Annotated in this window: 24 protein-coding genes and 1 pseudogene; 12 read left to right on the top strand and 13 right to left on the bottom strand. The window is 73.9% G+C overall.

What is annotated here, in order from left to right; genetic code table 11:
- Positions 1 to 24: 24 nt before the first annotated feature.
- The 3 genes from OIM89_RS28400 to rpmG are packed head-to-tail and all read right to left on the bottom strand — an operon-like array spanning position 25 to position 1,629.
- Positions 25 to 1,173, bottom strand: a complete 1,149-nt coding sequence (locus tag OIM89_RS28400) for a CobW family GTP-binding protein (RefSeq protein WP_030698829.1) — start codon at positions 1,171 to 1,173, stop codon at positions 25 to 27.
- Positions 1,170 to 1,424 carry a type B 50S ribosomal protein L31 gene (locus OIM89_RS28405; RefSeq protein ID WP_030698828.1) on the bottom strand — a complete coding sequence of 85 codons (255 nt, stop codon included), beginning with the start codon at positions 1,422 to 1,424 and terminating at the stop codon, positions 1,170 to 1,172. The genes OIM89_RS28400 and OIM89_RS28405 overlap by 4 nt, the downstream gene beginning before the upstream one ends.
- A 40-nt stretch (positions 1,425 to 1,464) precedes the next feature.
- The gene (gene rpmG / locus OIM89_RS28410) at positions 1,465 to 1,629 is read right to left on the bottom strand and encodes a 50S ribosomal protein L33 (protein WP_003946691.1); all 165 of its coding nucleotides are present in this window, start codon (positions 1,627 to 1,629) and stop codon (positions 1,465 to 1,467) included.
- A gap of 69 nt (positions 1,630 to 1,698) precedes the next feature.
- Between rpmG and rpmB the strand changes: the two genes are divergently transcribed.
- The 3 genes from rpmB (at position 1,699) to OIM89_RS28425 (ending at position 2,755) form a co-directional block, all read left to right on the top strand.
- Positions 1,699 to 1,935 carry a 50S ribosomal protein L28 gene (gene rpmB, locus OIM89_RS28415; RefSeq protein ID WP_003946690.1) on the top strand — a complete coding sequence of 79 codons (237 nt, stop codon included), beginning with the start codon at positions 1,699 to 1,701 and terminating at the stop codon, positions 1,933 to 1,935.
- Complete coding sequence (rpsN, locus tag OIM89_RS28420; RefSeq protein ID WP_030698827.1) at positions 1,935 to 2,240, top strand: 30S ribosomal protein S14; 306 nt, start codon at positions 1,935 to 1,937, stop codon at positions 2,238 to 2,240. The genes rpmB and rpsN overlap by 1 nt, the downstream gene beginning before the upstream one ends.
- A gap of 155 nt (positions 2,241 to 2,395) precedes the next feature.
- Positions 2,396 to 2,755 carry a UBP-type zinc finger domain-containing protein gene (locus OIM89_RS28425; protein ID WP_030698826.1) on the top strand — a complete coding sequence of 120 codons (360 nt, stop codon included), beginning with the start codon at positions 2,396 to 2,398 and terminating at the stop codon, positions 2,753 to 2,755.
- 22 nt (positions 2,756 to 2,777) lie between these two features.
- Here the strand turns inward: OIM89_RS28425 and OIM89_RS28430 are convergent, their stop codons facing one another.
- The gene (locus OIM89_RS28430; protein ID WP_413470882.1) at positions 2,778 to 3,872 is read right to left on the bottom strand and encodes a PP2C family protein-serine/threonine phosphatase; all 1,095 of its coding nucleotides are present in this window, start codon (positions 3,870 to 3,872) and stop codon (positions 2,778 to 2,780) included.
- Positions 3,873 to 4,108: 236 nt separating this feature from the next.
- On the opposite strand from OIM89_RS28430, the gene OIM89_RS28435 reads away from it, so the two are divergent.
- The gene (locus OIM89_RS28435; protein WP_217467459.1) at positions 4,109 to 5,140 is read left to right on the top strand and encodes a zinc-binding alcohol dehydrogenase family protein; all 1,032 of its coding nucleotides are present in this window, start codon (positions 4,109 to 4,111) and stop codon (positions 5,138 to 5,140) included.
- A 26-nt stretch (positions 5,141 to 5,166) separates the two neighbouring features.
- On the opposite strand, the gene OIM89_RS28440 is transcribed toward OIM89_RS28435, so the two are convergent.
- From OIM89_RS28440 to OIM89_RS28450, 3 genes are all read right to left on the bottom strand, one after another.
- Positions 5,167 to 5,367: a ferredoxin gene (locus OIM89_RS28440; protein WP_030698823.1), complete on the bottom strand. Its 201-nt coding sequence runs from the start codon at positions 5,365 to 5,367 to the stop codon at positions 5,167 to 5,169.
- A gap of 53 nt (positions 5,368 to 5,420) precedes the next feature.
- The gene (locus OIM89_RS28445) at positions 5,421 to 6,641 is read right to left on the bottom strand and encodes a cytochrome P450 (RefSeq protein WP_226964957.1); all 1,221 of its coding nucleotides are present in this window, start codon (positions 6,639 to 6,641) and stop codon (positions 5,421 to 5,423) included.
- A 308-nt stretch (positions 6,642 to 6,949) separates the two neighbouring features.
- Positions 6,950 to 8,395, bottom strand: coding sequence for an MFS transporter (locus tag OIM89_RS28450; RefSeq protein ID WP_226964956.1), 1,446 nt, complete (start codon positions 8,393 to 8,395; stop codon positions 6,950 to 6,952).
- A gap of 169 nt (positions 8,396 to 8,564) precedes the next feature.
- Between OIM89_RS28450 and OIM89_RS28455 the strand changes: the two genes are divergently transcribed.
- The 5 genes from OIM89_RS28455 to OIM89_RS28475 all read left to right on the top strand — a co-directional run bounded on the left by OIM89_RS28455 (position 8,565) and on the right by OIM89_RS28475 (position 12,220).
- Positions 8,565 to 9,020, top strand: coding sequence for a MarR family winged helix-turn-helix transcriptional regulator (locus tag OIM89_RS28455; RefSeq protein ID WP_030698820.1), 456 nt, complete (start codon positions 8,565 to 8,567; stop codon positions 9,018 to 9,020).
- Between the two features lie 344 nt (positions 9,021 to 9,364).
- Positions 9,365 to 10,549, top strand: a complete 1,185-nt coding sequence (locus tag OIM89_RS28460; RefSeq protein WP_226964955.1) for a hypothetical protein — start codon at positions 9,365 to 9,367, stop codon at positions 10,547 to 10,549.
- 13 nt (positions 10,550 to 10,562) lie between these two features.
- On the top strand, positions 10,563 to 11,222 hold the full coding sequence (locus OIM89_RS28465; RefSeq protein WP_226964954.1) for a DUF1796 family putative cysteine peptidase: 660 nt from the start codon (positions 10,563 to 10,565) through the stop codon (positions 11,220 to 11,222).
- Positions 11,219 to 11,962, top strand: a complete 744-nt coding sequence (locus OIM89_RS28470; protein ID WP_047467605.1) for a PIG-L deacetylase family protein — start codon at positions 11,219 to 11,221, stop codon at positions 11,960 to 11,962. The genes OIM89_RS28465 and OIM89_RS28470 overlap by 4 nt, the downstream gene beginning before the upstream one ends.
- Before the next feature lie 81 nt (positions 11,963 to 12,043).
- Positions 12,044 to 12,220, top strand: a complete 177-nt coding sequence (locus tag OIM89_RS28475; protein ID WP_226964953.1) for a hypothetical protein — start codon at positions 12,044 to 12,046, stop codon at positions 12,218 to 12,220.
- Positions 12,221 to 12,416: 196 nt separating this feature from the next.
- Here OIM89_RS28475 and OIM89_RS28480 read toward each other — a convergent pair.
- Positions 12,417 to 12,872, bottom strand: a pseudogene (locus OIM89_RS28480) (hypothetical protein); the annotation flags it as partial.
- Between the two features lie 287 nt (positions 12,873 to 13,159).
- Between OIM89_RS28480 and OIM89_RS28485 the strand changes: the two are divergent.
- Positions 13,160 to 13,321 (top strand): hypothetical protein, encoded by a 162-nt coding sequence (locus OIM89_RS28485; RefSeq protein WP_264491719.1) that lies wholly within the window; start codon positions 13,160 to 13,162, stop codon positions 13,319 to 13,321.
- Positions 13,318 to 14,100 carry a VOC family protein gene (locus tag OIM89_RS28490; RefSeq protein WP_047467598.1) on the top strand — a complete coding sequence of 261 codons (783 nt, stop codon included), beginning with the start codon at positions 13,318 to 13,320 and terminating at the stop codon, positions 14,098 to 14,100. Before OIM89_RS28485 ends, OIM89_RS28490 begins: the two co-directional genes overlap by 4 nt.
- 94 nt (positions 14,101 to 14,194) lie before the next feature.
- Here OIM89_RS28490 and OIM89_RS28495 read toward each other — a convergent pair whose 3' ends face one another.
- The 3 genes from OIM89_RS28495 to manD form a co-directional block, all read right to left on the bottom strand.
- A complete protein-coding gene (locus OIM89_RS28495; protein WP_030697367.1) occupies positions 14,195 to 14,884 on the bottom strand; it encodes a 4'-phosphopantetheinyl transferase family protein in 690 nt (229 codons plus the stop codon).
- Between the two features lies 1 nt (position 14,885).
- Positions 14,886 to 15,740, bottom strand: a complete 855-nt coding sequence (locus OIM89_RS28500) for a metallophosphoesterase family protein (protein WP_226964952.1) — start codon at positions 15,738 to 15,740, stop codon at positions 14,886 to 14,888.
- Positions 15,741 to 15,839: 99 nt separating this feature from the next.
- Positions 15,840 to 17,054 carry a D-mannonate dehydratase ManD gene (gene manD, locus OIM89_RS28505; RefSeq protein WP_226964951.1) on the bottom strand — a complete coding sequence of 405 codons (1,215 nt, stop codon included), beginning with the start codon at positions 17,052 to 17,054 and terminating at the stop codon, positions 15,840 to 15,842.
- A gap of 142 nt (positions 17,055 to 17,196) precedes the next feature.
- Here manD and OIM89_RS28510 point away from each other — a divergent pair, with 142 nt between their 5' ends.
- The gene (locus OIM89_RS28510; RefSeq protein ID WP_226964950.1) at positions 17,197 to 18,672 is read left to right on the top strand and encodes a condensation domain-containing protein; all 1,476 of its coding nucleotides are present in this window, start codon (positions 17,197 to 17,199) and stop codon (positions 18,670 to 18,672) included.
- A gap of 63 nt (positions 18,673 to 18,735) precedes the next feature.
- Here OIM89_RS28510 and OIM89_RS28515 read toward each other — a convergent pair whose 3' ends face one another.
- On the bottom strand, positions 18,736 to 21,732 hold the full coding sequence (locus OIM89_RS28515) for a family 16 glycoside hydrolase (RefSeq protein ID WP_226964949.1): 2,997 nt from the start codon (positions 21,730 to 21,732) through the stop codon (positions 18,736 to 18,738).
- A gap of 202 nt (positions 21,733 to 21,934) precedes the next feature.
- Entirely contained in the window at positions 21,935 to 22,276 is a 342-nt protein-coding gene (locus tag OIM89_RS28520; RefSeq protein WP_264491720.1) for a hypothetical protein, read from the bottom strand.
- Between the last annotated feature and the right edge of the window lie 16 nt (positions 22,277 to 22,292).

The following is a 22,292-nucleotide window of genomic DNA, read 5'->3' on the forward strand; positions in this document are numbered from 1 at the left end:
GGGTACGGGGGGAGTGCGCCCGGGTCAGCGCACCGGATCGAGGAACCGGGCGAACGGGTCGGGCAGCTCCCGCAGCAGCTCCCGCCCCGCCCGGAACTCCTCCTCGGTCAGCAGGCAGGAGTCGAGCAGCCGGACCACGCCGTCGCTGTCGAGCCCCGGCGAGGTGAAGACCAGGTGCTGGCAGCGGTCGCCGTGGGCGGGGTGCCAGTCGAGGGCGGCTGCCGCCCGGCGCACCGGCGGCACCAGCTCCCAGGCCGCGTCCGGCAGCGCCGCCAGCCATGGCCCCGCCTCCTCGACGCAGAGCGCCCCGCCCGCGCAGTCCCAGACCAGTAGCGTGTCCGGCCGGTCGGCGAGCCAGAACCGGCCCCGGCTGCGCGCCGCCGCACAGGCCAGATCCTCCAATGCCGCGAAGAGCCGCCCGGGGTGGAACGGCCGGTCCCGGTGCCACACCGTGGTCGCCACCCCGGCGTCGTCCGCCTCCTGCGGCAGCAGGGCGCAGGCGGGGTGCTGGGCGACGGAGGCCGCCTCGGGGTCGAACCCGGCGACGGCGACACGCGCCAACTCGCCCGAGCCGATGGCGACATGGCGGGCCGTCGGGTGGAGCTGGGCCAACAGCGCCCGGTCCTCGTCGTCGGCCTCCTCGCTCTCGGCCACCGCGAGCACCGGGGCGTACTCCAGCTGCCGCGCCCAGGTGTCGGCGACGGTGCGCTGGTCGGTCCGGGCCGCCGCGAGTCCCGATGCGACGAGGTCGTCGCCGTTGCCGAGGCAGGGCAGGACCAGGGCGGGGTCGATCGCGGTCACCACGGCCGTGACCATCAGCTCCTCGCCGCCGTGGGCCGCGACCACCTCGGCCATCGCCTGCGGCTCGACGGAGTCCCACAGCTCGACCACCGCCAGCCGGGTCCCTCCGTCGCCGGCCAGCCGACGCAGCTCGGGGACGAGATCCTCCCGCAGGGCGCAGCAGGCACAGTCGTTGACCAGCGGGGTGTCGCCCGCGCCCCGCTCCCCGGAGCGGTCGCGCACGGTGCGCCGTACGGTGCCGGTGACCGCCGTGGCCAGGTCGTGGTGGAGGGCGACGCTCCCCTCGACCGTGCGCAGCAGCTCCTCGACGGCCTCGCGCCGGGCGTCGGCGTGGAGTCCGGCGACGATCGCGACGGGCAGCGCGCCGGTCATCGGTCCGCCCGCCGTCCGTAACGGCGTTCGAACTGCTCGACGCGGCCGGCGGTGTCCAGCACCCGCGCCTTGCCGGTGTAGAAGGGGTGGCTCGCCGAGGAGATCTCGACGTCGATCACCGGGTACGTCCGGCCGTCCTCCCACTCGACGGTGCGGTCGCCGGTGAGGGTGGAGCGGGTGAGGAAGGCGAAGCCGGCGGCGCGGTCGCGGAAGACGACGGGGCGGTAGGCCGGGTGGATTCCGGGCTTCATGGGGTGTCCTTCGGCAGGTGTCGGGGTGGGTGGCGGGCGGTCAGCGTTCCTCGCGGAAGTCGACGTGGCGCCGGGCGACGGGGTCGTACTTGCGCAGGACCAGGCGGTCCGGGTCGTTGCGGCGGTTCTTGCGGGTGACGTAGGTGAATCCGGTGCCGGCGGTGGAGCGGAGCTTGACCACCGGGCGTACTTCGTTGCGAGCCATGCGGGCTAGTATATGGAAACGGTTTTCATCTCCAAATCGGGGAGCCGCATCAGAGAGGCAGGTCACACCGTGTCCGCGCACTGCCAACTGACCGGAGCCAAGCCCGGCTTCGGCAACTCCATCTCCCACTCGCACCGGCGCACCTCGCGCCGCTTCGACCCCAACATCCAGCGCCGCCGCTACTGGCTGCCCAGCGAGGGCCGTACCGTCCGCCTCACCCTGAGCGCGCGGGCGGTCAAGACGATCGACGTGATCGGGATCGAGGCGGCCGTCGCCCGCATCCGCGCCCGGGGAGGGAAGGTCTGATGGCCAAGCGCAGCAAGATCGCCCGCAACGAGCGCCGCAAGGCGGTCGTCGAGCGGTACGCCGCCCGCCGCGCCCAACTCAAGGAGATCGTCCGGCGTCCCTCCTCCACCGAGGCCGAACGCCGTGACGCCCTCGCCGAGTTGCGCCGCCAGCCGCGCGACGCCAGCCCCACCCGCGTCCGCAACCGCGACAGCGTCGACGGCCGCCCCCGCGGCCACCTGCGCAAGTTCGGGCTCTCCCGGGTGCGGGTCCGCGAACAGGCCCACGCGGGATTCCTGCCCGGCGTCACCAAGTCGTCCTGGTGAGGTGAGCAGGCGGCCGGGGCTCCACGGGGCGGCCCGGTCGCCGCCGTCGTTCCCCGCTGGCGTCGCTCCCCGGCCGGGCGCAGCCTGGAGAAAGGGCGTCTGCCCCGCCGCCGTGCGGCCCGCCGCCCGGCGCCGACCGAGCGAGGAGAGTACCGATGACCGACCAAGCGATCCCCGGCATCGACCCCACCGCCGCCCCGAGCGGCCGGGGCTGTGCCGAGTGCCTGACGGGGGACGGCCCAGGCTGGTGGTTCCACCTGCGGCGCTGCGCCGCCTGCGGCCACATCGGCTGCTGCGACTCCTCGCCCTCCCAGCACGGCACCAAGCACGCCAAGGCGGCCGGCCACCCCTTCATCACCAGCTACGAGCCGGGCGAGGACTGGTTCTACAACAACGAGACCCAGCAGTTCTACGAGGGCCCGCAGCTCGCCCCGCCCACCTCGCACCCGGCAGACCAGCCCGTACCCGGCCCCGCCGGAGCGGTCCCCGAGAACTGGCAGCAGCAGCTGCACTGAGCGGGAGGGCGCCCCACCACGCTCACGTCGTCGGTCCCCGCGGTCCGCCCGGCCGGGTGACCGCCAGCACCGCCATGTCGTCGTGGAGCCGCCCGCCGCTCCACGCCGTGACCTCGCGGACCACGGCGTCCACCAGTTCCTGCGGCTCGTCGAAGGAGCACCCGGCCAGCCCGGTCACCGGGTCGTAGAAGACCCCGCGCCGGTCGCGGGCCTCCGTGACGCCGTCCGTGGTCAGCAGCAGCGAGGCCCCCGGCGGCAGGGGGAAGGTGTCGGTCTCGGCGTGGTCCGGACCGGGCAGGCCCGCGCCCAGCGGAGTGCCGGGAGTGCTGCGGACCAGCGGCGCCACCCGCCCGCCCACCACCAGGTACGGCGGCGAGTGGCCCCGGCTGAGCAGGGCGACCCGGTCGCCGTCGGGCGGGATCTGCGCGAGCAGCGCCGTGGTGAACTCCTCACTGAAACCCGCCGCCTCCTCGCTCTCGGCCCGTTCCGCCGCCGTGTCCAGCCGCCGCGCCAGTTCGTGCAGGTCGGGGGCGTGGTGGGCGTTCTCCCGGAATACTCCCACCACGACAGACATCGCGGAGACCGCGGGCAGCCCGTGGCCCCGCACATCTCCCATCATCAGCCGCACGCCGTACGGGGTGTTCTGCACGGCGAAGAAGTCGCCGCCGATCCGTGCTCCCTCGTGGGCACCCTGGTAACGGGTGGCCACCAGCAGGGGACCGACCCGTGCGGGTGGCTGGGGGAGCACCGCCAGCTGGGCGGCCTCGGCGATGTCCCTGGTCAGGGTCAGGGTCCGGTCACGGTTGTCCATGACCCGCTTGAGCCACAGCCCGATCAGCGAGATGACCAGGACGTCCGCCACGTCCACCAGCAGGGCGGCGGTCGGCCGGGCGAGGCCGAGATCGACGGCGGCCGAGGTGATGATGCTGAGCACCGCGATGACGACGGCGCCGCGGAAGGTGAGCACGATGCAGGCGGCGAGCGGGGCGGCCGCAAGCAGGGGCAGTCCCGTGTACGGCTGGGGCCCCACGACGTTGGCGAGGACGCCGCCGACGATCAGCGCCGGGGGCAGCAGGGCCAGCGGGCCCCTGCCCGTGCCGGGAGCCGCCCCGCTCATGACTCCTCCCGCGTGCCGTCCCGCCACCCGCCGCGCCCTCCAGCCCCCGCCCCGCCGGCCGGGACGTTCCGTCCAGCATGCGCACGGACACCGGGCCCCGGCCAACGCTGGGCGTCCGCCCGGAGCAGCCCGCCGCCGGCTCACCCGACCGCCACGGATTGCGCCCGCGCCACCGCCCTCGCACGCTGGTCAGGGGGGTACGCGAAGGCGAGGTGACCGGTGCCGTGGCCGCGACGATGCACGCGTGGGAGGTCAGCGATCCGGGGCCGGTCGAGGGACAGCCCCTGCGGTACGTGGAGAAACCCGTGCCCACCCCGGGCCCCGGCGAACTCCTGGTGCACGTCCGCACCTGCGGGGTCTGCCGCACCGACCTGCACGTCACCGAGGGCGACCTGCCCGTGCGCCGGCCGCACGTCACCCCGGGGCACGAGGTGGTCGGCGTGGTCGCCGCCACCGGCCCCGAGGTGGACGGCCACGCCGTCGGGGACCGGGTCGGCGTCGCCTGGCTCCGCTCCACCGACGACACCTGCCGCTTCTGCCGGCGCGGCGACGAGAACCTCTGCCCCGCCTCCCGCTACACCGGCTGGGACGCCGACGGCGGCTACGCGGAGTACACCACCGTCCCCGCCGCCTTCGCCTACCCGCTGCCCGGCGGCGTCGGCGACACCGCGCTCTCCCCGCTGCTCTGCGCCGGCATCATCGGCTACCGCGCCCTGCTCCGCACCTCCCTCCCCGAGAACGGCCGACTCGGGCTCTACGGCTTCGGCGGCAGCGCCCACCTCTGCGCACAGCTCGCCCTCGCCGGGGGCGCCCGCGTCCACGTCCTCACCCGGGGCGCCGCCGCCCGGCGCCTCGCCCTCGACCTGGGCGCCGCCTCGGCGGGCGGCGCCGACGGCCGGCCCCCCGAACCCCTCGACGGCGCCATCCTCTTCGCCCCGGCGGGCGAACTGGTCCCGGTGGCGCTGCGTGCCCTGGACCGCGGCGGCGTCCTGGCCGTCGCCGGCATCCACCTCTCCGGCATCCCGCCCCTCCAGTACGAGCAGGACCTCTTCTACGAGCGGGAGTTGCGCAGCGTCACCTCCAACACCCGGCGCGACGGCCGTGACTTCCTCGCCCTCGCCGAACGCCACCGGGTCCGCGCCACCACGCACCCCTACCCGCTCTCCCGGGCCCAGGACGCCCTGCGGGACCTGAAGGCCGGGCGGTTCGACGGCGCCGCGGTGCTGGTCAACGACTTGGAGCCCAGGGGCCCGGTGCCGCCCGCCTGAGCCGCCGGGCCCCGGCCCCGGTGGGCTCACGCCTTCTCCGCCACCTGGATGGCCGTGGTCGGGCAGACCTCGGCCGCCTCCCGGACGTCGTCGTGGAGCGCGGCGGGCGGTGCGGCGTCCAGGAGGACGACGACGCCGTCCTCGTCCCGCTGGTCGAACACCTGGGGCGCGGTCAGCACGCACTGACCGGCGCCGCAGCACTTCTCCTGATCGACAGTGATCCTCATGAGCCGTCTCTCTCCGGTCGCTGGTGGGGGTGGTGCTCGGAGTGGGCCGTTTCTCACCAGGTGACGGGGAGTTCGCGCAGCGGGCTGGTGAGCAGCCCTTCGTGGCGGCGCAGCTCACGAGGGTCCACGGCGAGGCGGAGGGTGGGCAGTTCCCGCAACAGCACGGTCAGGACCGCCTGCAGCTCCGTGCGGGCCAGCGGCTGGCCGAGGCAGGAGTGCGGACCGACGCCGAAAGCCAGGTGCGGGTTGGGGGAGCGGTCGAGGTCCATGGCCGCCGCGTCCTGCCAGGCGCGCTCGTCCCGGTTGGCGGCCGCCATGCTGCACACCACGGTGGTGCCGCGAGGCACGGTGCCGCCGGAGAACTCGGTGTCCTCGTGGACGTAGCGGAGCATGCCGAAGCCGCCGGCGTTGGGGTCGAACCGCAGCAGCTCCTCGACGGAGCGGCGGACCAGTGACGGGTCGGCCACCAGGCGCTCCCAGCGGGTGCGGTCGGAGAGCAGGTGGGCCGTCATCATCGCGATGAACCCGGCCGTGGTCTCGTGCCCGGCCAGGAGCAGGGCCTGCCCGGTGGCGACCAGTCCCGCCTCGGACATCGGCTCGCCCTCGCTGTCGGCCCCGGCCAGCAGGTGGCTCAGCAGATCGTCGCCGGGGGCCGCCCGCTTGGCGTCGACCAGCCCGCTCATGTACGCGGCGAAGTCGCGGTGGGCGGCCTCGGTCTCGGCCTTGGTGTACCGGGTCGTGTTCAGGAAGGTGTCCGACCACGCCTTGAAGGCGTCCCGGTCGCTCTCCGGAACGCCGAGCATGGAGCAGATCACCAGGACGGGCAGCGGGAAGGCGAGGTGGGTGACGAGGTCTGCGGGGCCGCCGTTCTCCCGCATCCGGCCGGTCAGCCGGCCGGCCAGCTCCTCCATCCCGGGCCGCAGCGCGGACATCCGCCGCGCGGTGAACCACCGGCCCACCATGCGCCGCCACCGCTCGTGGCCCTCGTCGTTCAGGGCCCTCGCCATCGGGCTGGCGAAGATTCCGGCGGTGTCCCCGGCCGAGACGCGCGCCGCGTCCGGCGAGGCCAGCCCTTCCCGGCTCAGCCGGGGGTCGGAGAGGGCGGTCCTGACGTCGTCGTAGCGGGTGAGGAGTGTCGCCTCGTCGCCACTGGGCAGCGTGACCCGGGCGGCCGGGCAGCCCTCGCGCAGTCCGGCCCACTCCGCCGGCGGTTCCAGGGCCGTCTTCGGTGCGAGGGGGTAGCTCAGGGGCGGGGTGTCGGCGGAACGCGCCATACGGTCCTCCTCGTCGGTGCGGACAAGGCCCCGAGTAAAGCAGTTGACTTAACTTCTCCGGGCTCTTCTCGGCCATTCACCGGAAAGGCTCGGAATGGCCACACGCGGATGCGCCTCGGTGGGCAGGGAACCGCCTCGGCCAGGCATTTCCCGGACCTCTGGCTGCGGTCGCGGCCGGGCTTCGCGCCGTGGTCCGTCGATCCTGTGGAGAAAGATGTCCCCTTCGGGAGACGGGTGGGGGCGGGCGTTTCGTGTACGGGGCCGGTAATCGACGCGGACAGGTGACCGAGTGCCGCGCGGGGTCCGTCTCACACTCCGGCGGGGGCCTCCTTGGCGGCCGGGGCGGACTCCTCCCGGGTCGTCGGCCGGGCGGCGGGGATGGCCGACGCGACGACCGCGGAGACGAGTGCGACCCCGCATCCGATCAGCAGTCCGGTACGGAACCCGCCCTCGGAGGTCACCACGGCACCGCCCAGCTCCACCGTCATCTGGGAGAGGATCACGCCCGTCACCGCGGCTCCCGTCGAGGTGCCGAGCGAACGCATCAGGGTGTTGAAACTGTTGGCCGCGGCGGTCTCGGTGAGGGGGACCGAGCCCATGATGAGGGCGGGCATCGAGCCGTAGGCGAGTCCGACGCCGCTGTTGATCACCATGATGGCCAGCATGACGCCCCAGGCGGAGCCCATCAGGGCCACCGAGGTCGCGTAACCGGCGGCGATCACCAGGGCGCCGGTGACCAGGGTGAACTTGGGGCCGCGCGCGTTGGTGAGCTTCCCGCCGTACGGCGAGACCACCATCATCATGATGCCGCCGGGGGCCATCCACAGGCCCGCCGCGAGGATCGACTGTCCCAGGCCGTACCCGGTGGCCTCGGGGAACTGGAGCAGCTGCGGCATCACCAGCATGCTCGCGTACATCGCGAAACCGATGAGGACCGAGGCGAGGTTGGTGAGCAGCACGCGCGGCCGGGCGGTCGTGCGCAGGTCCACCAGGGGGTCGGTGATCCGCAGCTCCCACGCGCCCCAGGCCGGCAGGACGAGGGCGGCCGCCGCGAAGAGGCCGAGCGTGGTGGCCGAACCCCAGCCCCACTCGGCCCCCTTGGAGACCGCGAGGAGCAGGCAGACCAGGCCCGCGCCCAGCCCGGCGGCGCCCACCGCGTCGAACCGCCGGCCCTTGGCCACGGCGGGGACGCTCGGGACGAGGAACCAGATCAGCACGGCGATCACCGCGGCCAGGGCGGCGGAACCCCAGAAGAGCACCCGCCAGTTCGCGTACTGCGCGACCGCCGCGGAGAGCGGCAGGCCCAGCCCGCCGCCGATCCCCATCGAGGCGCTGACCAGGGCGATCGAGGAGCTGAGCCGTTCCCTGGGCACCACGTCGCGCAGCAGGGCGATGCCGAGCGGCACCATCCCCATCCCCATGCCTTGCAGCCCGCGGCCGACGATCATCGGCACCACCGAAGAAGCGAGCGCGCAGACCACGGAACCGGCCATCAGCGGCACCGAACAGGCCAGCAGCATCCGGCGCTTGCCGAGCAGGTCGCCGAGGCGGCCGACGACCGGCACGCAGACCGCCGAGACCAGCAGCGTCACGGTGATCACCCACGTCGCGTCCGAGGCGGAGGTGGAGAGGATGCGGGGAAGTTCCGCGATGAGCGGGGTCACCAGCGTCTGCATGATCGCGGCAGTGGTCCCGGCGAAGGCCAGCACGGCGACCACCGCGCCGGGCCGTGCGGTGGGCTGCGAGGCGGCCATAGGTGTGCTCCTGGGGGTAGGGGGAGGGGCGGCAAAGCGATGTGCATCGTACACATCGAATGTATCGTGCATGCTACGTGCGTTCTGCACGCGCATGAGACGATGCCTGCGGAGCGAGGGGCGGGGGTACGCCGGCGCTCCCAGGGGTGAACGAAAGGCGGCAGGGCGGATGAGCGAGGCGACGCGCGAGGTCGAGTACGAGCAGATGCTGCTGGGCCGTCACTCCTTCCTCCACCAGCGCGCCGGGCGGCGCCGGCACGGCGCGCTGGAACGCAGCGCGTACATCCTGCTCAGCCGCCTGGAGGTGCAGGGACCGATGTCCATCGGTGAACTGAGTGACGCCTTCGGCCTGGACGCCTCCACGCTCAACCGGCAGACCGCCGCCATGCTGCGCGCCGGGCTGGCCGAGCGCGTCCCCGACCCGGAGGGCGGGATGGCCCGTAAGTTCCGGATGACCGACGCGGGGGTGGACGCCCTGCGCGAGGAGCGCGAGGGTGTCGTGGCCTCCCTGGAGCGGGTCATGGCCGACTGGCCCGAGGAGGACATCGCCGCTTTCGCCGCCTATCTGCGCCGCTTCAACACGGGGATCGAGCGGCTCAGCGCCCGCCCGTGGCCCCGCCCCTGAGCCCGCGTCCCCTCCCGGCGCGCGAGCCCGGCAGGCTCCCATAGCCCCAGTCGCCCCCCGCCCGCCATGCCCCACCCGCCGGAATCAGCCATCCGGTGTCCGGTCCGCCCGTGGCGGCCACCGCCGGTCAGGCAGGTCGCGGCCCCTCCCGCCCGCCATCCGCCCCAGAGGCCAGGCGCCCGGGCCCGGGTGCGGATCGGACCGGAAAGCGTGCCAACCCCCGGGCGCTCCGCAGCCACCGTGATAGGTCTAGTCCTGTGGGCGGGAGACCGCCGAAGCGCGTCCCGTTCGCGCCCTCCGGCGGCATTCCGTCCGGTCGGCGCACGCGACAGACAGGACTGCCCGTGATCGATGTCTTGGTGTGCGTCCGAGCCGAGGACGCCGTACTCGAATTCCTCACCGTGCTGAGCCGGGAGGCGCGTGACGAGGCCGTGGTGGTGCTGGCCGACCCCCAGGTCACCGTCAGCCTCCCGCCCGGCACGGGCCTCGCCGGACGGCTCGCCCTCCTCGCCCCGCACCTGCGTCCACCCGAGGAGCCGGGCACCCCCTGGCCGGCGGCGGGAGAGCTGGCCGCCCGGATCGGCGCGGCGGTGGCCGGGCGCGAGGCCGTGCTGTGGACCCACTCGCCCGCCGACAACCGCGAGGCACGCGCCCGGCTGGGCCGGGACACCGTCCGCGCCGCGCACGGGCTGCCGGTGCGGCACGCGGTCGGCCACTCGCCGTACCTCCAGGTGATCAGCGACGAGGACGTGCCCCTCACCCAGGAACTGGCCCAGGCGAAGAGGGAGTTCGTCAACCGCCACGGTCAGGAACTGCTCGCCTCCGGCTCCCCGCAGTACCGGATCGACACCGCGCGCGTCCCGGCCTCCGAGCGCTTCTTCCGCTCGGAGCCCGCCGAGGCCGACCGCCTGTACGCGCTGCTGGCCAGCCTCGGCGACGACGCCGCCGAGGTCGACGACCCTTGGGAGTTCGCCGCCTCCCCCTACGAACGGGCCCGGCTGGACGCCACCCTCGCCTGGACCGGCCGCCACTGCGCGCCCGGAACGGCACCTCTGGTCGAGGCCGGCGCCTGCGAGGGCGCCCTGACCCGCCGCCTGCTCGCCGCCGGCCACCAGGTGTACGCCACCGAGCCCAACGACCGCTTCCGCCACCGCCTGACCACCGCACTCGCCGGCGCCGAGCACCTGCGCGTCTCGTCCGACGGCCTGAAGGAACTGGCCGACGGGTCCGGCCCGCGCGGCCCCCACCTGCTGATCGAGATGCTCTACTACGGCCAGGACCTGGCCCTCGTCGACCGGCTCCCCACCGACCTCGTCCTCCTCGCCCTCGAACCCGAGGCCCTCGGCACCACCGTCCGGCCCTGGCTCGCCCACACCCCGCACTGGGAGGTGGCCGACGAGACGGTCCTGGTGGCGCCCCGGATCGAGGCGGTCTGCGGCGGCCGCGCCTACCTCACCAAACGCGGCAGCCACGGCTTGGCCCTGCGCCGCAGATCCTCGCCGTCAGCCGCCGTCCGCGTTCCCCGCTGAGACGGGGGCGACCGTGGACATGTGCCGCGCGGCCTTCGACGCCTGCGTCGGCCTCGGCTACCACTGCGAGACGACCTATCAGCTCCGGCGGATCACCGGAGCGGAGAGCGCCCACTTCTTCGACTGGCTCGACCTCGACCTGGACGCCGTCACCGAAGCGGTGGACACCGGCTTCCGCGACGTCCTGCGCACCGGAGCCGTCGAGCCCTTCAGCGACGGGTTGTGCGCCCTGGACCGGGGGAGTGACATCCGCTTCTTCCACGACTTCACCCCGGGCGACGGCGAACGCCTCACCCAGAACGACATCGACCGCCAACTACCACGCGTACAGGCCAAGTTCTCCGCCCTCGCGCAGCGCTGGCGGCAGCTGACGGCCTCCCCGGCGCACGTCCTCCACGTCCATCTCGACGCCTTCGACGAGGCGAGCGCCGACGACCTGCGGCGGCTGCGCGCCGTACTGGCCGCCTGCCACCCCGGCCACACCTTCACCCTGCTGTGGCTGCGCCAGACCGCACCCGCCGACGCCGCGGCCCTCCCGCCCGGCATCCTCACCCGCACCGTCGCCGCCGCTCCCGGCCGCTGGCAGGGCGACGACCGCGCCTGGGACGCCGCCTTCGCCGGCCTGCGCCTCCCCCGACCCCGCCCCGCCCCCACCGAAGCAGGTGACGCATGACCCCGCCCTGGCGCACCGTCGTCCTCTCGCCCCACTTCGACGACGCGGCCCTCTCCGTCGCCGCCCTCGTGCGGCAACTACCGCGCCCCCTCACCGTCGTCACCGTCTTCGGCGGACCCCCGCCCGAGGGCGGCCCCGTCTCCTGGTGGGACGCGACCTGCGGCTTCTCCTCGGCCGCCGAGGCGTACGCCTGCCGCCGCGCCGAGGACGCCCGCGCCTGCACCCTGCTGGAGGCCGAACAGACCCTGCTGCCCAACCCCGACGGCCCCTACGGCACCGCCGGGCCCCTGCGCGGCCTCGACCCCCTGCTGACCGGCCTCACCCCCGACACCACCGTCCTCGTCCCCCTCGGCACCAACCAGCCCGACCACGAGCGGGTACGGCACCAGGCCCTGGCCGCCCTCGACCGGCCCGACGCCGCCCGCACCCTGGTCTACGCCGACCTGCCCTACACCGGCCACCTCCCCGAATGGGCGACCGACGGCGCCTCCGCCGCCCTGGCCGCCAGCCAGAAATGGGGCCTCGCCTACCAGGAGCTGACCCGTCACCGCCCCTGCACCGTCGCCCACGACCTGCGCCTCGACGACGAGCAGTGGGCCGCCAAACGCGCCGCCGTCCTCTGCCACGCCTCCCAACTAGCCCCGCTCGCCGCCGACCACGGCTCCCTCGCCGCCCGCTCGGGCCCCCTCCGCGCGGAACTGGCCTGGACCCTCGACGCCCGGCCCCGCCCCGGCGCGTGAGCCCGGCTGTCATCCGCCGACGTCGTTCGACTGGGCCGGCCTGGAGCAGGCCGTACAGGACCAGCTCGCTCCGTCCGGCGGTTGCCCGCCGGGCATCCCGACGACCGGCTCTACGCCGCCGCCGTCCACGAGTTCTCCGCCGAGACCGGCTCGGTGCTCGCCCGGCCGCTGGTCGGGGTGGCCGGGGAGCGGGAAGTCGCCTCGGTGGCCGGTGACCGGCGCACGCCCGGGGAACCGCGGTGGAGCCCCGCCGACTGACCCTGGCGGCTCGACCCCGGTCCCGCCGGCCGTCCGCTGCCACGCGCTGCTCGTCCAGGAGGGCGTCCGGCTCTCCCGTGCGCGGAGCGACCGGTTCACCGCCGGCCTCACCCGGCTGCGCCGCGAGGGCCCGGACGCCACCGTGCGCGAGGTGGCTGCCTGGGGCGCCTGTCGGACCGGGCGGTGAGCTGTCCCCTCACCCGGCCGCCGGATACGGCAGCAACCCGGCGTCGGTCCGCTCCCAGGCCGTGCGCAGGCTCTTGAGCCGGGCGGGCTCCGCCGTCGCCCGGTCCGCCTTCCAGCCGCAGGGCCCGCTCCCCGCGTACCCGCCAGAACAGGTCGCGCTCCGGGACGCGCTCACCGCGCAGCAGGTAGCCGGCCAGGCTCGTGCCGTCCAGCGGGTAGGCGGAATCCGGCCGGGCGCCGCCGAGTTATAGAAGCGTCGCCGTCCAGTCCGGCGAGTGGACCGGGACGTCGCTGACCTGGTGCGGGCCGACCGGCCCCCGTACTCGACGGCCCGTTCGGTCAGGACGCGCGTGTAGTACCGCAGGTCCTGGTACGTGGCGTCGCCCCAGCCGGAGCGCGTCGGGCTGTGGTCCGGGAGGTGGCCGCAGTGCCACTTGCCGATCAGCGCGGTGGCGTAACCGGCGTCGTGGTCGCGCGCCGGCCGTCGCCGCGGCGGCCGTGGCGCCGAGGACGGCGCCGAAGGCGCGGCCGCTCAGCGGGGAGGCCGGGGCGGTGCGGGCAGCAGGGGAGGGGGCGGGTGAGGAAGGCATGCCCACCTGCAAGGGTGGTGAGATGATCCAGCACGGCCCCGGGGCCGTCGCGCTCCCGAGCACCCGAGGAGTCCTCCGTGCGCTCCACCTGGCTCCTCCACCGGCCCGGCGTCGCGGAGACGACCACGCGGCTCGGGGCCCGAGGCCGCCGGGCGGACCGGTCGTGGTCGCGACCTGGACCACCGTCCGCGTCCTCGCGTTCCTCGCCCTGCTCGCCGCCACGGCCCGGCCGGTCGTCCCGCGCCTCCGCAGGCGCCCGGCCGCCGCGCGCGATCATCGAGACGCCCCTGCCCGCCCCACGCCACCACCCCCGGAGGACCGATGACCCCGCCGCCCGCCGTCCGCTGGATCTATGCCTTCGCCGACCGGCCCCGACCCCGTCAGGAGGCCGTCCGCACCTTCTGGGCGGCCGTCACCGGGAGCTCACTCTCTCCCTCGCGAGGCGAGTGCGGGGAGTTCGTCACCTTCCTGCCGCCCGGGGGTGCCGACCCGTCCTTCAAGCACCAGACCGTCACCGACGGGCCCGGCGGCGCCCACGTCGACCTCTGCGTCGAGGACGTCCCGGCCTTCGTACGGCACGCCCAGGAGGCCGGCGCCGGGGCGGTGTTCGAGGAGCCCGGGCTCAGCGTGCTGCGCTCACCCGCCGGGCTCGACTTCTGCGTCGTGCCGTGGGCGGGGGAGCGGACACCGCCACCCGTGGTCGCGGACGAGCGCCTGGACCAGGTCTGCCTCGACATCGGCCCCGCCGCCCACGAGCGGGAACTCGCCTTCTGGGCCGAGCTGACCGGCTGGCGGCCGGTCCTCACCGGGCAGCCCGAGTTCCACCGGCTCCGGCCCCCGCCCGGACTGCCGGTGCGCTTTCTCGTGCAACGGCTCGACGACGAACAGCCCGCCCGCGCCCACCTCGACCTCGCCGTGCTGCGTCCCGCCGAGGCCCGGGCTCGCCACGAGGCGTTCGGCGCGCGGTTCGTGGCCGAGGGCAAGGAGTGGACGGTCATGCGCGACCCGGCGGGCAGCCTGTACTGCCTCACCGACCGCGACCCCCACGTCCCCACCGGCGGTGAGGCCGGGGCGGGCGGGGCGTGCGGGAGGCCGGGCTGCTGAGCGGGGTGGCTCAGACTCGGGCGGCCCGTGCCACCACCGGGCCGCCCAGTCCTGGCCTGGACCGTCCTCGCGCGTTCTCCGGGGCCCGCCGTCTTCAGCCGTGCACCTCCCGAGATCCTCGTGCCGGCACCGTGATCGCCGTGCAGACCAGGCCCTCCGCCACCCGCCACCGGCCCGTGAAACCGGTCAGCGGGTCCCCGGAGGTGGTGTGGCCGGGGACCAGGAGCCGGGCGGTGAAGGTTCCGACGTGCCCGGTGCCGGGATCGATGGCGATCTCGGCCTCCTGGAAGTCCAGCCACCGGCCGGTCAGCGGGAACCAGGTCTTGTAGACGCTCTCCTTGGCGCTGAAGAGCAGGCGGTCCCAGTGGACTCCGGGTCTGTGGCGGCGCAGCGCGCCGTGCTGTTCATGTTCGGCCGGGCGGGCGACGACGCCGAGGACCCCCTCGGGGAGCGTGTCGTGAGGCTCCGCGTCGACCCCCACCGACCTGAACCGGGAGGCCGGGCCGACCACGGCCGCCCGGTAGCCGAGGCAGTGCGTCATGCTGCCCACCACTCCGGCCGGCCACCGGGGGGCCCGGCGCTCCCCGGGGGGCAACGGTGCGGGTTCCAGGCCCAGTTCAGCCATGGCAAGCCGGGCGCAGTGGCGCACCGTGGCGTACTCGGCGCGTCGCTTCGGGACCGCCCGGGCGACGGCTGCCTCCTCTTCCGGATACAGCCTGGCCTCCGGGAGGTCCGCGCGGGCCTCCACCACGGAGAGCCCGTCGGGCAGGATCATCTTGAGCATGTCAGTTCCCCATCCTGGCCGGGGCGGGAAGGATGGTCCGCAGGTGCCCCGGCGGTGTCGCGCGGCGCCGCCATTCGCGCGGGTACCCGACGGAGACCTCCTCGAAGCGGACCCCGTCGTGCCAGGTGGTCCGGGGAATGTGGAGGTGGCCGTAGACCATCGCCGCGGCCTCGTACCGCAGGTGCCAGTCGGCGGTCAGTTCCGTGCCGCACCACTGGGCGAACTCCGGGTGGCGCAGGACGCGGGTGGGTTCGCGCACCAGCGGATAGTGGTTGACCAGGACGGTCGGCCGGCCCTCGCGCTCGGCGTCGAGGCGGCGCGCGGTGAGGGCGACGCGGGCCCGGCACCAGTCGTCCCGCCCCGGGTGCGGGTCCGGGTGCAGCAGGAACTCGTCGGTGCAGACCACCCCGGTGTCGTACGCACGGGCGAGGGCCTGCTCCTTGGTGTGGGTCCCGGCCGGGCGCCAGGTGTAGTCGTAGCCGAGGAAGAGCGGGACGATCAGCGTGGCGGCGCCGTCCTCGTCCTGCCAGACCGGGTACGGGTCCTCCGGGGTCACCACGCCGAGGCGGCGGCAGAGCGCGACCAGGTGCTGGTAGCGGGCCTCCCCGCGGAGCTGGACCGTGTCGTCGCGCGGGGTCCACAGCTCGTGGTTGCCGGGGGTCCAGATCACCTGGGCGAAGCGGCCGGCGAGCAGGGTCAGCGCCCGTTCCACGTCGTGGACGAACTCGCCGATGTCACCGGCGACCAGCAGCCAGTCCCCGTCCCCCGCCGGGCGGAGCCCTTCGAGGATCGCACGGTTCTCCTCGTACCCGATGTGGAGGTCGCTGATCGCGACCAGCCGCCGACTCCCGGACATCCGCACCTCGCGCCTTTCCTCCGGGGCTCGCCGACGTCCGGCCGCCCCGCGGTACGAGAGCCTACGGACCCCGGCCGGTGGCGTCACCCCCGTCCAGGCTCACCAGTCGTGCAGGGTGCCGTCCTGGAGGCGGTTGACCGGCAGGTAGGCCGGCTCGTAGGGGTGGGCGGCGGCCAGTTCCTCGTCGAGGCGGACGCCGAGGCCGGGGGTCTCGCCGGGGTGGAGGTGGCCGTCGGAGAAGGTGTAGGCGTGCGGGAAGACCTCGTGGGTGAGCGGGGTGTGGCCGCTGTACTCCTGGATGCCGAAGTTGTGGACGGCCAGGTCGAGGTGGAGGGCGGCCGCCATGCCGACCGGGGAGATGTCCTCGGGCCCGTGGATCGCGGCCTTGACCTGGTACTGGGCGGCGAAGTCGAAGAGCTTGCGGAGCGGGGTGACGCCGCCGAAGTGGGTGACGGCGGAGCGGGCGTAGTCGATGAGCTGCTCGGTGACGAGCCCCCGGTAGTCGTGGACGGTGTTGAAGACCTCGCCGACCGCCAGCGGCGTCGTGGTGTGCCGGCGGACCAGGCGCAGCGCCTCCTGGTTCTCCGCCGGGGTGCAGTCCTCCAGCCAGAACGGCCGGTACGGCTCCAGGTCCTTGCCGAGCCGGGCCGCCTGGACGGGGGTCAGCCGGTGGTGGGCGTCGTGCAGGAGCGGCAGTCCGGGGCCGAACTCGGCGCGTACGGCCTCGAAGACGGCCGGCAGGTGACGCAGGTACGCCTCCGTGTCCCAGTCCTCCACCAGCGGGCGGGCCCGCTGGTGCGCGACGGCCGCACCCTCGCCGTCGGTGGTGTGGACGCCGTAGACGGCGCGCAGGCCCGGGACGCCGGTCTGGACGCGGACCGCCGGGTACCCCTCCGCCAGCCGGGCGCGGACGGAGTCGAGGAGTTCGGGGATGTCGCGGCCGTTCGCGTGCCCGTAGGTGGCGATCCGGTCGCGGCAGGCCCCGCCGAGCAACTGGTACAGGGGGAGCCCGGCGGCCTGGGCCTTGATGTCCCACAGGGCGACGTCGACGGCGGCCACGGCGGCCATCGTGACGGGGCCGCGCCGCCAGTACGCGCCCCGGTACAGGTACTGCCAGGTGTCCTCGATCCGGTGCGGGTCCAGCCCGGCCAGCAGCGGGGCGACGTGGTCGGAGAGGTAACTGGCGACGGCCAGTTCGCGCCCGTTGAGGGTGGCGTCGCCGAGGCCGGTCAGCCCCTCGTCGGTCGTCACCTTCAGCGTGACGAAGTTCCGTCCGGGACTGGTGACGACGACCTGGGCGTCGGTGATCCTCATCGGGCTCCTCCGTGGCTGGACCGGACCGAACGTACCTGCGACAGGGGTGCCGTGGCACCTCCCGGGGTGAGGAGGCACGCGTGACGTAGCAGGGGCGGCTTCGTTGAGCACGGGTCGGCTCTGAGCGGAAAGGCGATCCGATATGCGGCAGTTCCCCTTGGAGGCGCTCGATACGGCCCCCGGCAGGCTGGTCGAGTGGCGGCTGTGCTCGCCGGACGCGCCGGACGGGGGCGACGGGCCCGGCGCCGCCCGGCGGGCCTCCTTCAACCAGGACAAGCACTTCACCGCCGCCGAGCAGAGCCGGGGCTTGGCCGATCCGGTGGCCTCCTGGATCGCGGTGACCTTCGAACTGCCCGGCCCGCTCGACCACGCGGCCCTCGAACAGGCGCTGCTCTCCTTCGTCCGCCGCCACGAGGTGCTGCGGTGCGCCTTCCGGCGCCTGGCCGGCGACCTCTCCTGCGCGTCCTACCCGCCCGAGGGACTGGCCCTCCAGGCGGCGGAACTGGGCGAGTTCACCACTGCCCAGGGGGTCCGGGACTTCCTGGCCGAGCGGTTCCGCGCCACCATCGACACGCTGGCCTGGCCCCTCTTCGCGATGGGCGCCGTGGTCCGCTCCGCCTCCACCACGGTGTACCTCGCCTTCGACCACATCGTCTGCGACGGCGTCTCCATGCCCAACGTCGTCCACGACATCGCCCACGCCTACTCCGCCGCCCTCTGCGGCCGCGAGCCGGAACTGCCGCCCACCGGCAGCTACCTGGACTTCGCGGACACCCAGCGCCGCCGCTTCCTGACCCTGACCGCCGAGGACGCGCGGCTGGACCACTGGCGCTCGTACACCGAGCGGGCCGGGGCGTTCTTCCCGCCCTTCCCGCTGGACCTCGGCGTGGAGCCGGGCCGGATGTACCCGATCGTCAACGAGGCGTGCACGCTGCTGGACGCCGGGGAAGCCGGCGCCTTCGACCAGGAGTGCCGGGACGCCGGCGGCAAGCCCTTCATGGGCGTGATGGCCGCGCTCGCCCGGTCCCTGCGCGAGGCCGGGGGACCCGAGGTCTACCGGGCGCTGATGCCCGTCAGCGAACGGGGCGACGGACCCTGGCGGCACGCCGTCGGCTGGTTCGTCAACACCATGCCCATCGAGTTCCCGGTCCGGCCCGGCGCGGAGCTGCCCGAGCTGCTCGCCGAGGTGAGGGGCGCCTTCGCGGAGATGATCCGCCACGTCGACGTGCCCTTCGTCCGGGCCTGGGAACTGCTCGCCCCCGAGCACTTCGCCGCCACCTCCTGGCCGTACCCGGTGAACTTCTTCTCCTACATCGACATGCGCCGCAGCCCCGGCGCTGCCCACCACGACGTCTGGCGGCCCACCACCCACGTCTGGTCCTCCCGCGCCAACGGCGCCTGCCTCTGGTTCCAGCGCGACGACGAGGGGCTGCACATGAACGTCATCCACGTCGACACCCCGCAGGCCCGCCGGACCATGGCCGGCCTGGAGGAGGGGCTGCGCCGGACGGTACGGGAGATCGCGGGCGCGGTGCGCGGCCCCTCCGTGGCCACCCTCGCCACGCTGGGGACCCTGCGGCAGCAGGCCGGTACCGCGCCGGTGGGCGCGGGCCGGTAGGAACACCGGTCCCGGGGCGGCGGCGTGCGCCCGCCACCCCGGAACCGGGCGTCCGGGACCGGCCTAGGTGAGCGGCTCCACCCAGACGTTCCGGTAGCGGATCTTGCTGCCGTGGTCCTGGAGGCGGATCGCCCCGGCCGTCGGGTCCTCGGCGGCGCCGCCGCCGGTCGGACCGTCCACCGCCACGTCGTCGTGGACGGTGACGCCGTTCCACACCACCGTGATCCTCGCGTCCTCGGTCTTCTCGCCCGAGGCGTCGTACCGGGCGGCCCGGAAGGTGATGTCGTACGTCTGCCAGGTCTCCGGCGCCGTGGCGGCGTTCACGTCCGGCGCCTTCTTGGTGTAGATCGCCCCGGCCTCGTCGTCGGCGAGCGTGGTGTCGCCGTAGGAGTCCAGGATCTGCACCTCGTAGCGTTCCTGGAGGTACACGCCGCTGTTGGCGCGGTCCTGGCCGGTCACGTCCGGCGGGAGCTCCGGAAGCCAGAACTCGACGTGTGCGCGGAAGTCCTGGAACCCCTGCTTGGTGCGGAGGTCCCCGCCGGCGATCTCCATCTCCTCGCCGCTCACCGGCCATTCGGGCGTGCGACCGTCCGGATGCTGCCAGGCCGCCTGGTCCGTCCCGTCGAAGAGCGGGATGCGGGCGCCCTCCGGGTGGACGGCGATCATGTCCAGGTTCACATGGCCGCTGTCGCCGTCGTCGTAGGAGTAGGTCACGGTGTTACGGCCCTCGCGCAGCTCCACCTTCTCCGTCGCGGTTCTCCAGGTCTTCCAGTCGGTGGTGGAGGCCAGTTCCGCCTGCCGCACCTTCTCGCCGTTGACGTGGAGGCTCACCGTCTTGGTGCCCGGCGCCGGGTCCGGCCCGTTGGAGTAGCGCAGCCCCACGTCGTACGTGCCCTCCTTCGGAGCCGTCACGTCGAAGGCGACCGCCGCGCCCTGCTCGCCGAAGTTGTCGACGAAGCCGCCGCCGGAGTAGCCCGCGTGCTCGGTGTCGACGCCCGCCCCGCCGGTGAGGGTCGCCTCCTCGGCCTCGTACAGCGTGGCCTGAGGCTGGTCGCCCGGCAGGGAGTTGAGGGTGTACCACGCCTCGGTGCTCCACAGCTCGGTGCCCTCGGCGGAGCTGAAGGGGCGCGGCGAGCGGAGGTGGACGACGCGGTTGGCCTTGAGGCCGGGGACGGAGAGGGTGACCGTCCTGCCGTCCTCGGAGAGCGTGGCCTCGCTGACCGACAGGGTCTCCTCGTCGATCTTCGGCCCGCCGTAGTCGGCGGTCGGCGCGTACGCCCACTGCTCGATCTGGTAGCTCTCGGCGAGGTTGGCGGCCGTCTCCTCGGAGAGCGGCTCGGTGTACTCGACCTCGAAACCGCCCGGCTTCGCGCGCATCGCCAGCATGTCGAAGGCCTTGTCACCGCTGGGCGTGAGCTTCTGGAGGCCGTAGGTGAGCTTGCCCTCCTGGCCCCAGTTGCCGCCCGCGCCGAGCCCGCCCGCGTAGATGGCGCCGTCCGGCCCCATGCTGATCCGGTTGACGCCCGCCTCCAGGCCCTGGGTGAGGCGGAAGACCGCGCCCTGGTACTCGCCGTCGACCTTCTCCAGGTACGCCCGCTGGATGCCGCCGTACGTCACGTCACCGAACAGCATCTGCCCGGCGAACCGGCCATCCGTCAACTGCAAGGGCGTGCTGGGGGAGTTGGCTATCTCGTTCTGCGGCAGCCAGAGGACCGGCTTGGTGACCGGCTGGTCGTCGAAGGGGCCCGAGGGGTTGGTGTAGTGGTTGAAGAAGCGGTCCTGCTCGATGTGGACCAGCTTCGAGGAGGGCAGCCAGCCACCCTGGTTGTCCAGGACGAACAGGTCACCCTCGGGGCCGAAGCCGATGCCGTTGGGGGTGCGCAGACCGCCCGCGAGGTAGCTGACCTTCCCGGTCTCCTTGTCGACCTTGATGGTCGTGCCGCGGTTCTCGGCGGGCTGCGGGTCGGTGGTGGCGCCGCCGTAGTCGATGGCGACGGAGAGGTTGAGGTAGAACGCGCCGTCCTGGTAGAGCAGGCCGAAGGCGAACTCGTGGAAGTTCCCGCCGTAGGGCCAGGTCGCGACCGTCCGCTGTTCGTCGGTGACGTCGTCGCCGTCGGTGTCGGTCAGCTCGGTCAGTTCGTGCTTCTGCGAGACGTAGAGCTTGCCGTCGACCGCCTTGATGCCCATGGGCTCCTTGAGCCCCTCGGCCACCTTCTTCGCCGTCACCTCCTCGGGCCCGGTGTCGCCCTGCACGTGGTCGAGGAGGTAGACCTCGCCGTCGGTGTTGTCGGTGCCGCCCCAGGTGGACACGGCAAGCCGCCCGTCCGGCAGCCAGTCCATCGCGCTGACCTGCGGCTTGAACCCCTCGGGGCGCAGGTCGGTCAGGGCGTAGTCCGGGTGGACCCCGTCGAGGGGCAGGCCGTCACCGGGCGAGTCGAGGGCACCCTCGCACTCCTTGCGGCCGGGCGCCGTCACCCGGACGACATCGGCGTCCGTGCTCAGCACGGTGTCGGGGACGACGCTGAAGCCCTCGGCGCCCGGCGGCTTCCACTCCAGGGTCAGCTGCTGGTCGTTGGTGCGGTCGAAGTGGTCGATCCGCAGGGCGTGATGGCCCTCGGTCAGCTTCTTGGAGCCGTCCTCGGGCTCGGCGCCGTGCAGCCCGTCGTGGTCGATGACAGTGTCGCCGCCGATCAGCAGCCGCGAACCGTCGTCGCTGGTCAGCCGGAAGTCGTAGGTGCCGTCCTCGGGGACGGTGAGGTTGGCGGTGACCTCGGAGACGAAGTGGTCCGCTATGCCGAAGTCGTCCGTCGCGCTCCAGTCGATCACCGGCATCAGCTTGTCGACGTTGGGTGTCTGCCCGGCCTTGATCTCGCACAGTTCGTCGAGGGGGGTCTGGAGATCGAAGACGCGCAGGGTGACACCGGGTTCCTGCGGCGGGAGCTCGTCGCGCGGCCCGGGAGCGGCGGCCGCCGGCACGGCGGCGAACGTGCCGGCGAGGAGGGCGGAGACCAGCAGGCCGGTGAGATGTCTGCGGCGGCGGTGGTACGGCCGTAAGAGCATGTTTCCTCCTGGCCCCTCGCGGCGAGGGGCACGTCGCGGCGGTGGGTGGGGCCACCCGGCGCCCGGGGGTGAACGTGCGGCTCGTGCTCTTGCGCGTGCGAGTGGGGCAGCGGCGCACCCGGACGGGACTCCGGGCGGGTGGCCGCGCCGAGAACAGTAGGAGGCTTCCCTCGGCGCCGTCCATACTTCGTCACCAGAGTGTTCAAAGTTCGCCTCTGGCGACGCAAAGTACCTGGCGCCTCGCCGGCGCGCAGTCCCCTTCAGGCGCCGGTGCCGTGGTCGGCCTGTTCGCGGGCGGTGTGCGGGTGCCAGTGGTCGAGGGCGATCTCGTCGGGTGCGCGACGGCCTGGACAGCGGCGACGGCACCGTACAGCAGGCTGTCGATCTGCGGGCGCGGGATGTCGAGCGTGACGTCCTGGGGCGCGGTCATGGTCAGGCCCGCGTGCGGCGAGAACACCAGTACGTCGATCCTCCCGCTCCGCGACGGCGCGGAGCCCTCGTCGGTGACGCCGGTGCCGGCCAGCTCGGCGACGAGGGTGGGCAAGGCACAGCTCCTTGGC

This window comes from Streptomyces sp. BI87 (assembly GCF_025957665.1).
In the GTDB taxonomy this organism is placed as follows: domain Bacteria; phylum Actinomycetota; class Actinomycetes; order Streptomycetales; family Streptomycetaceae; genus Streptomyces; species Streptomyces albidoflavus.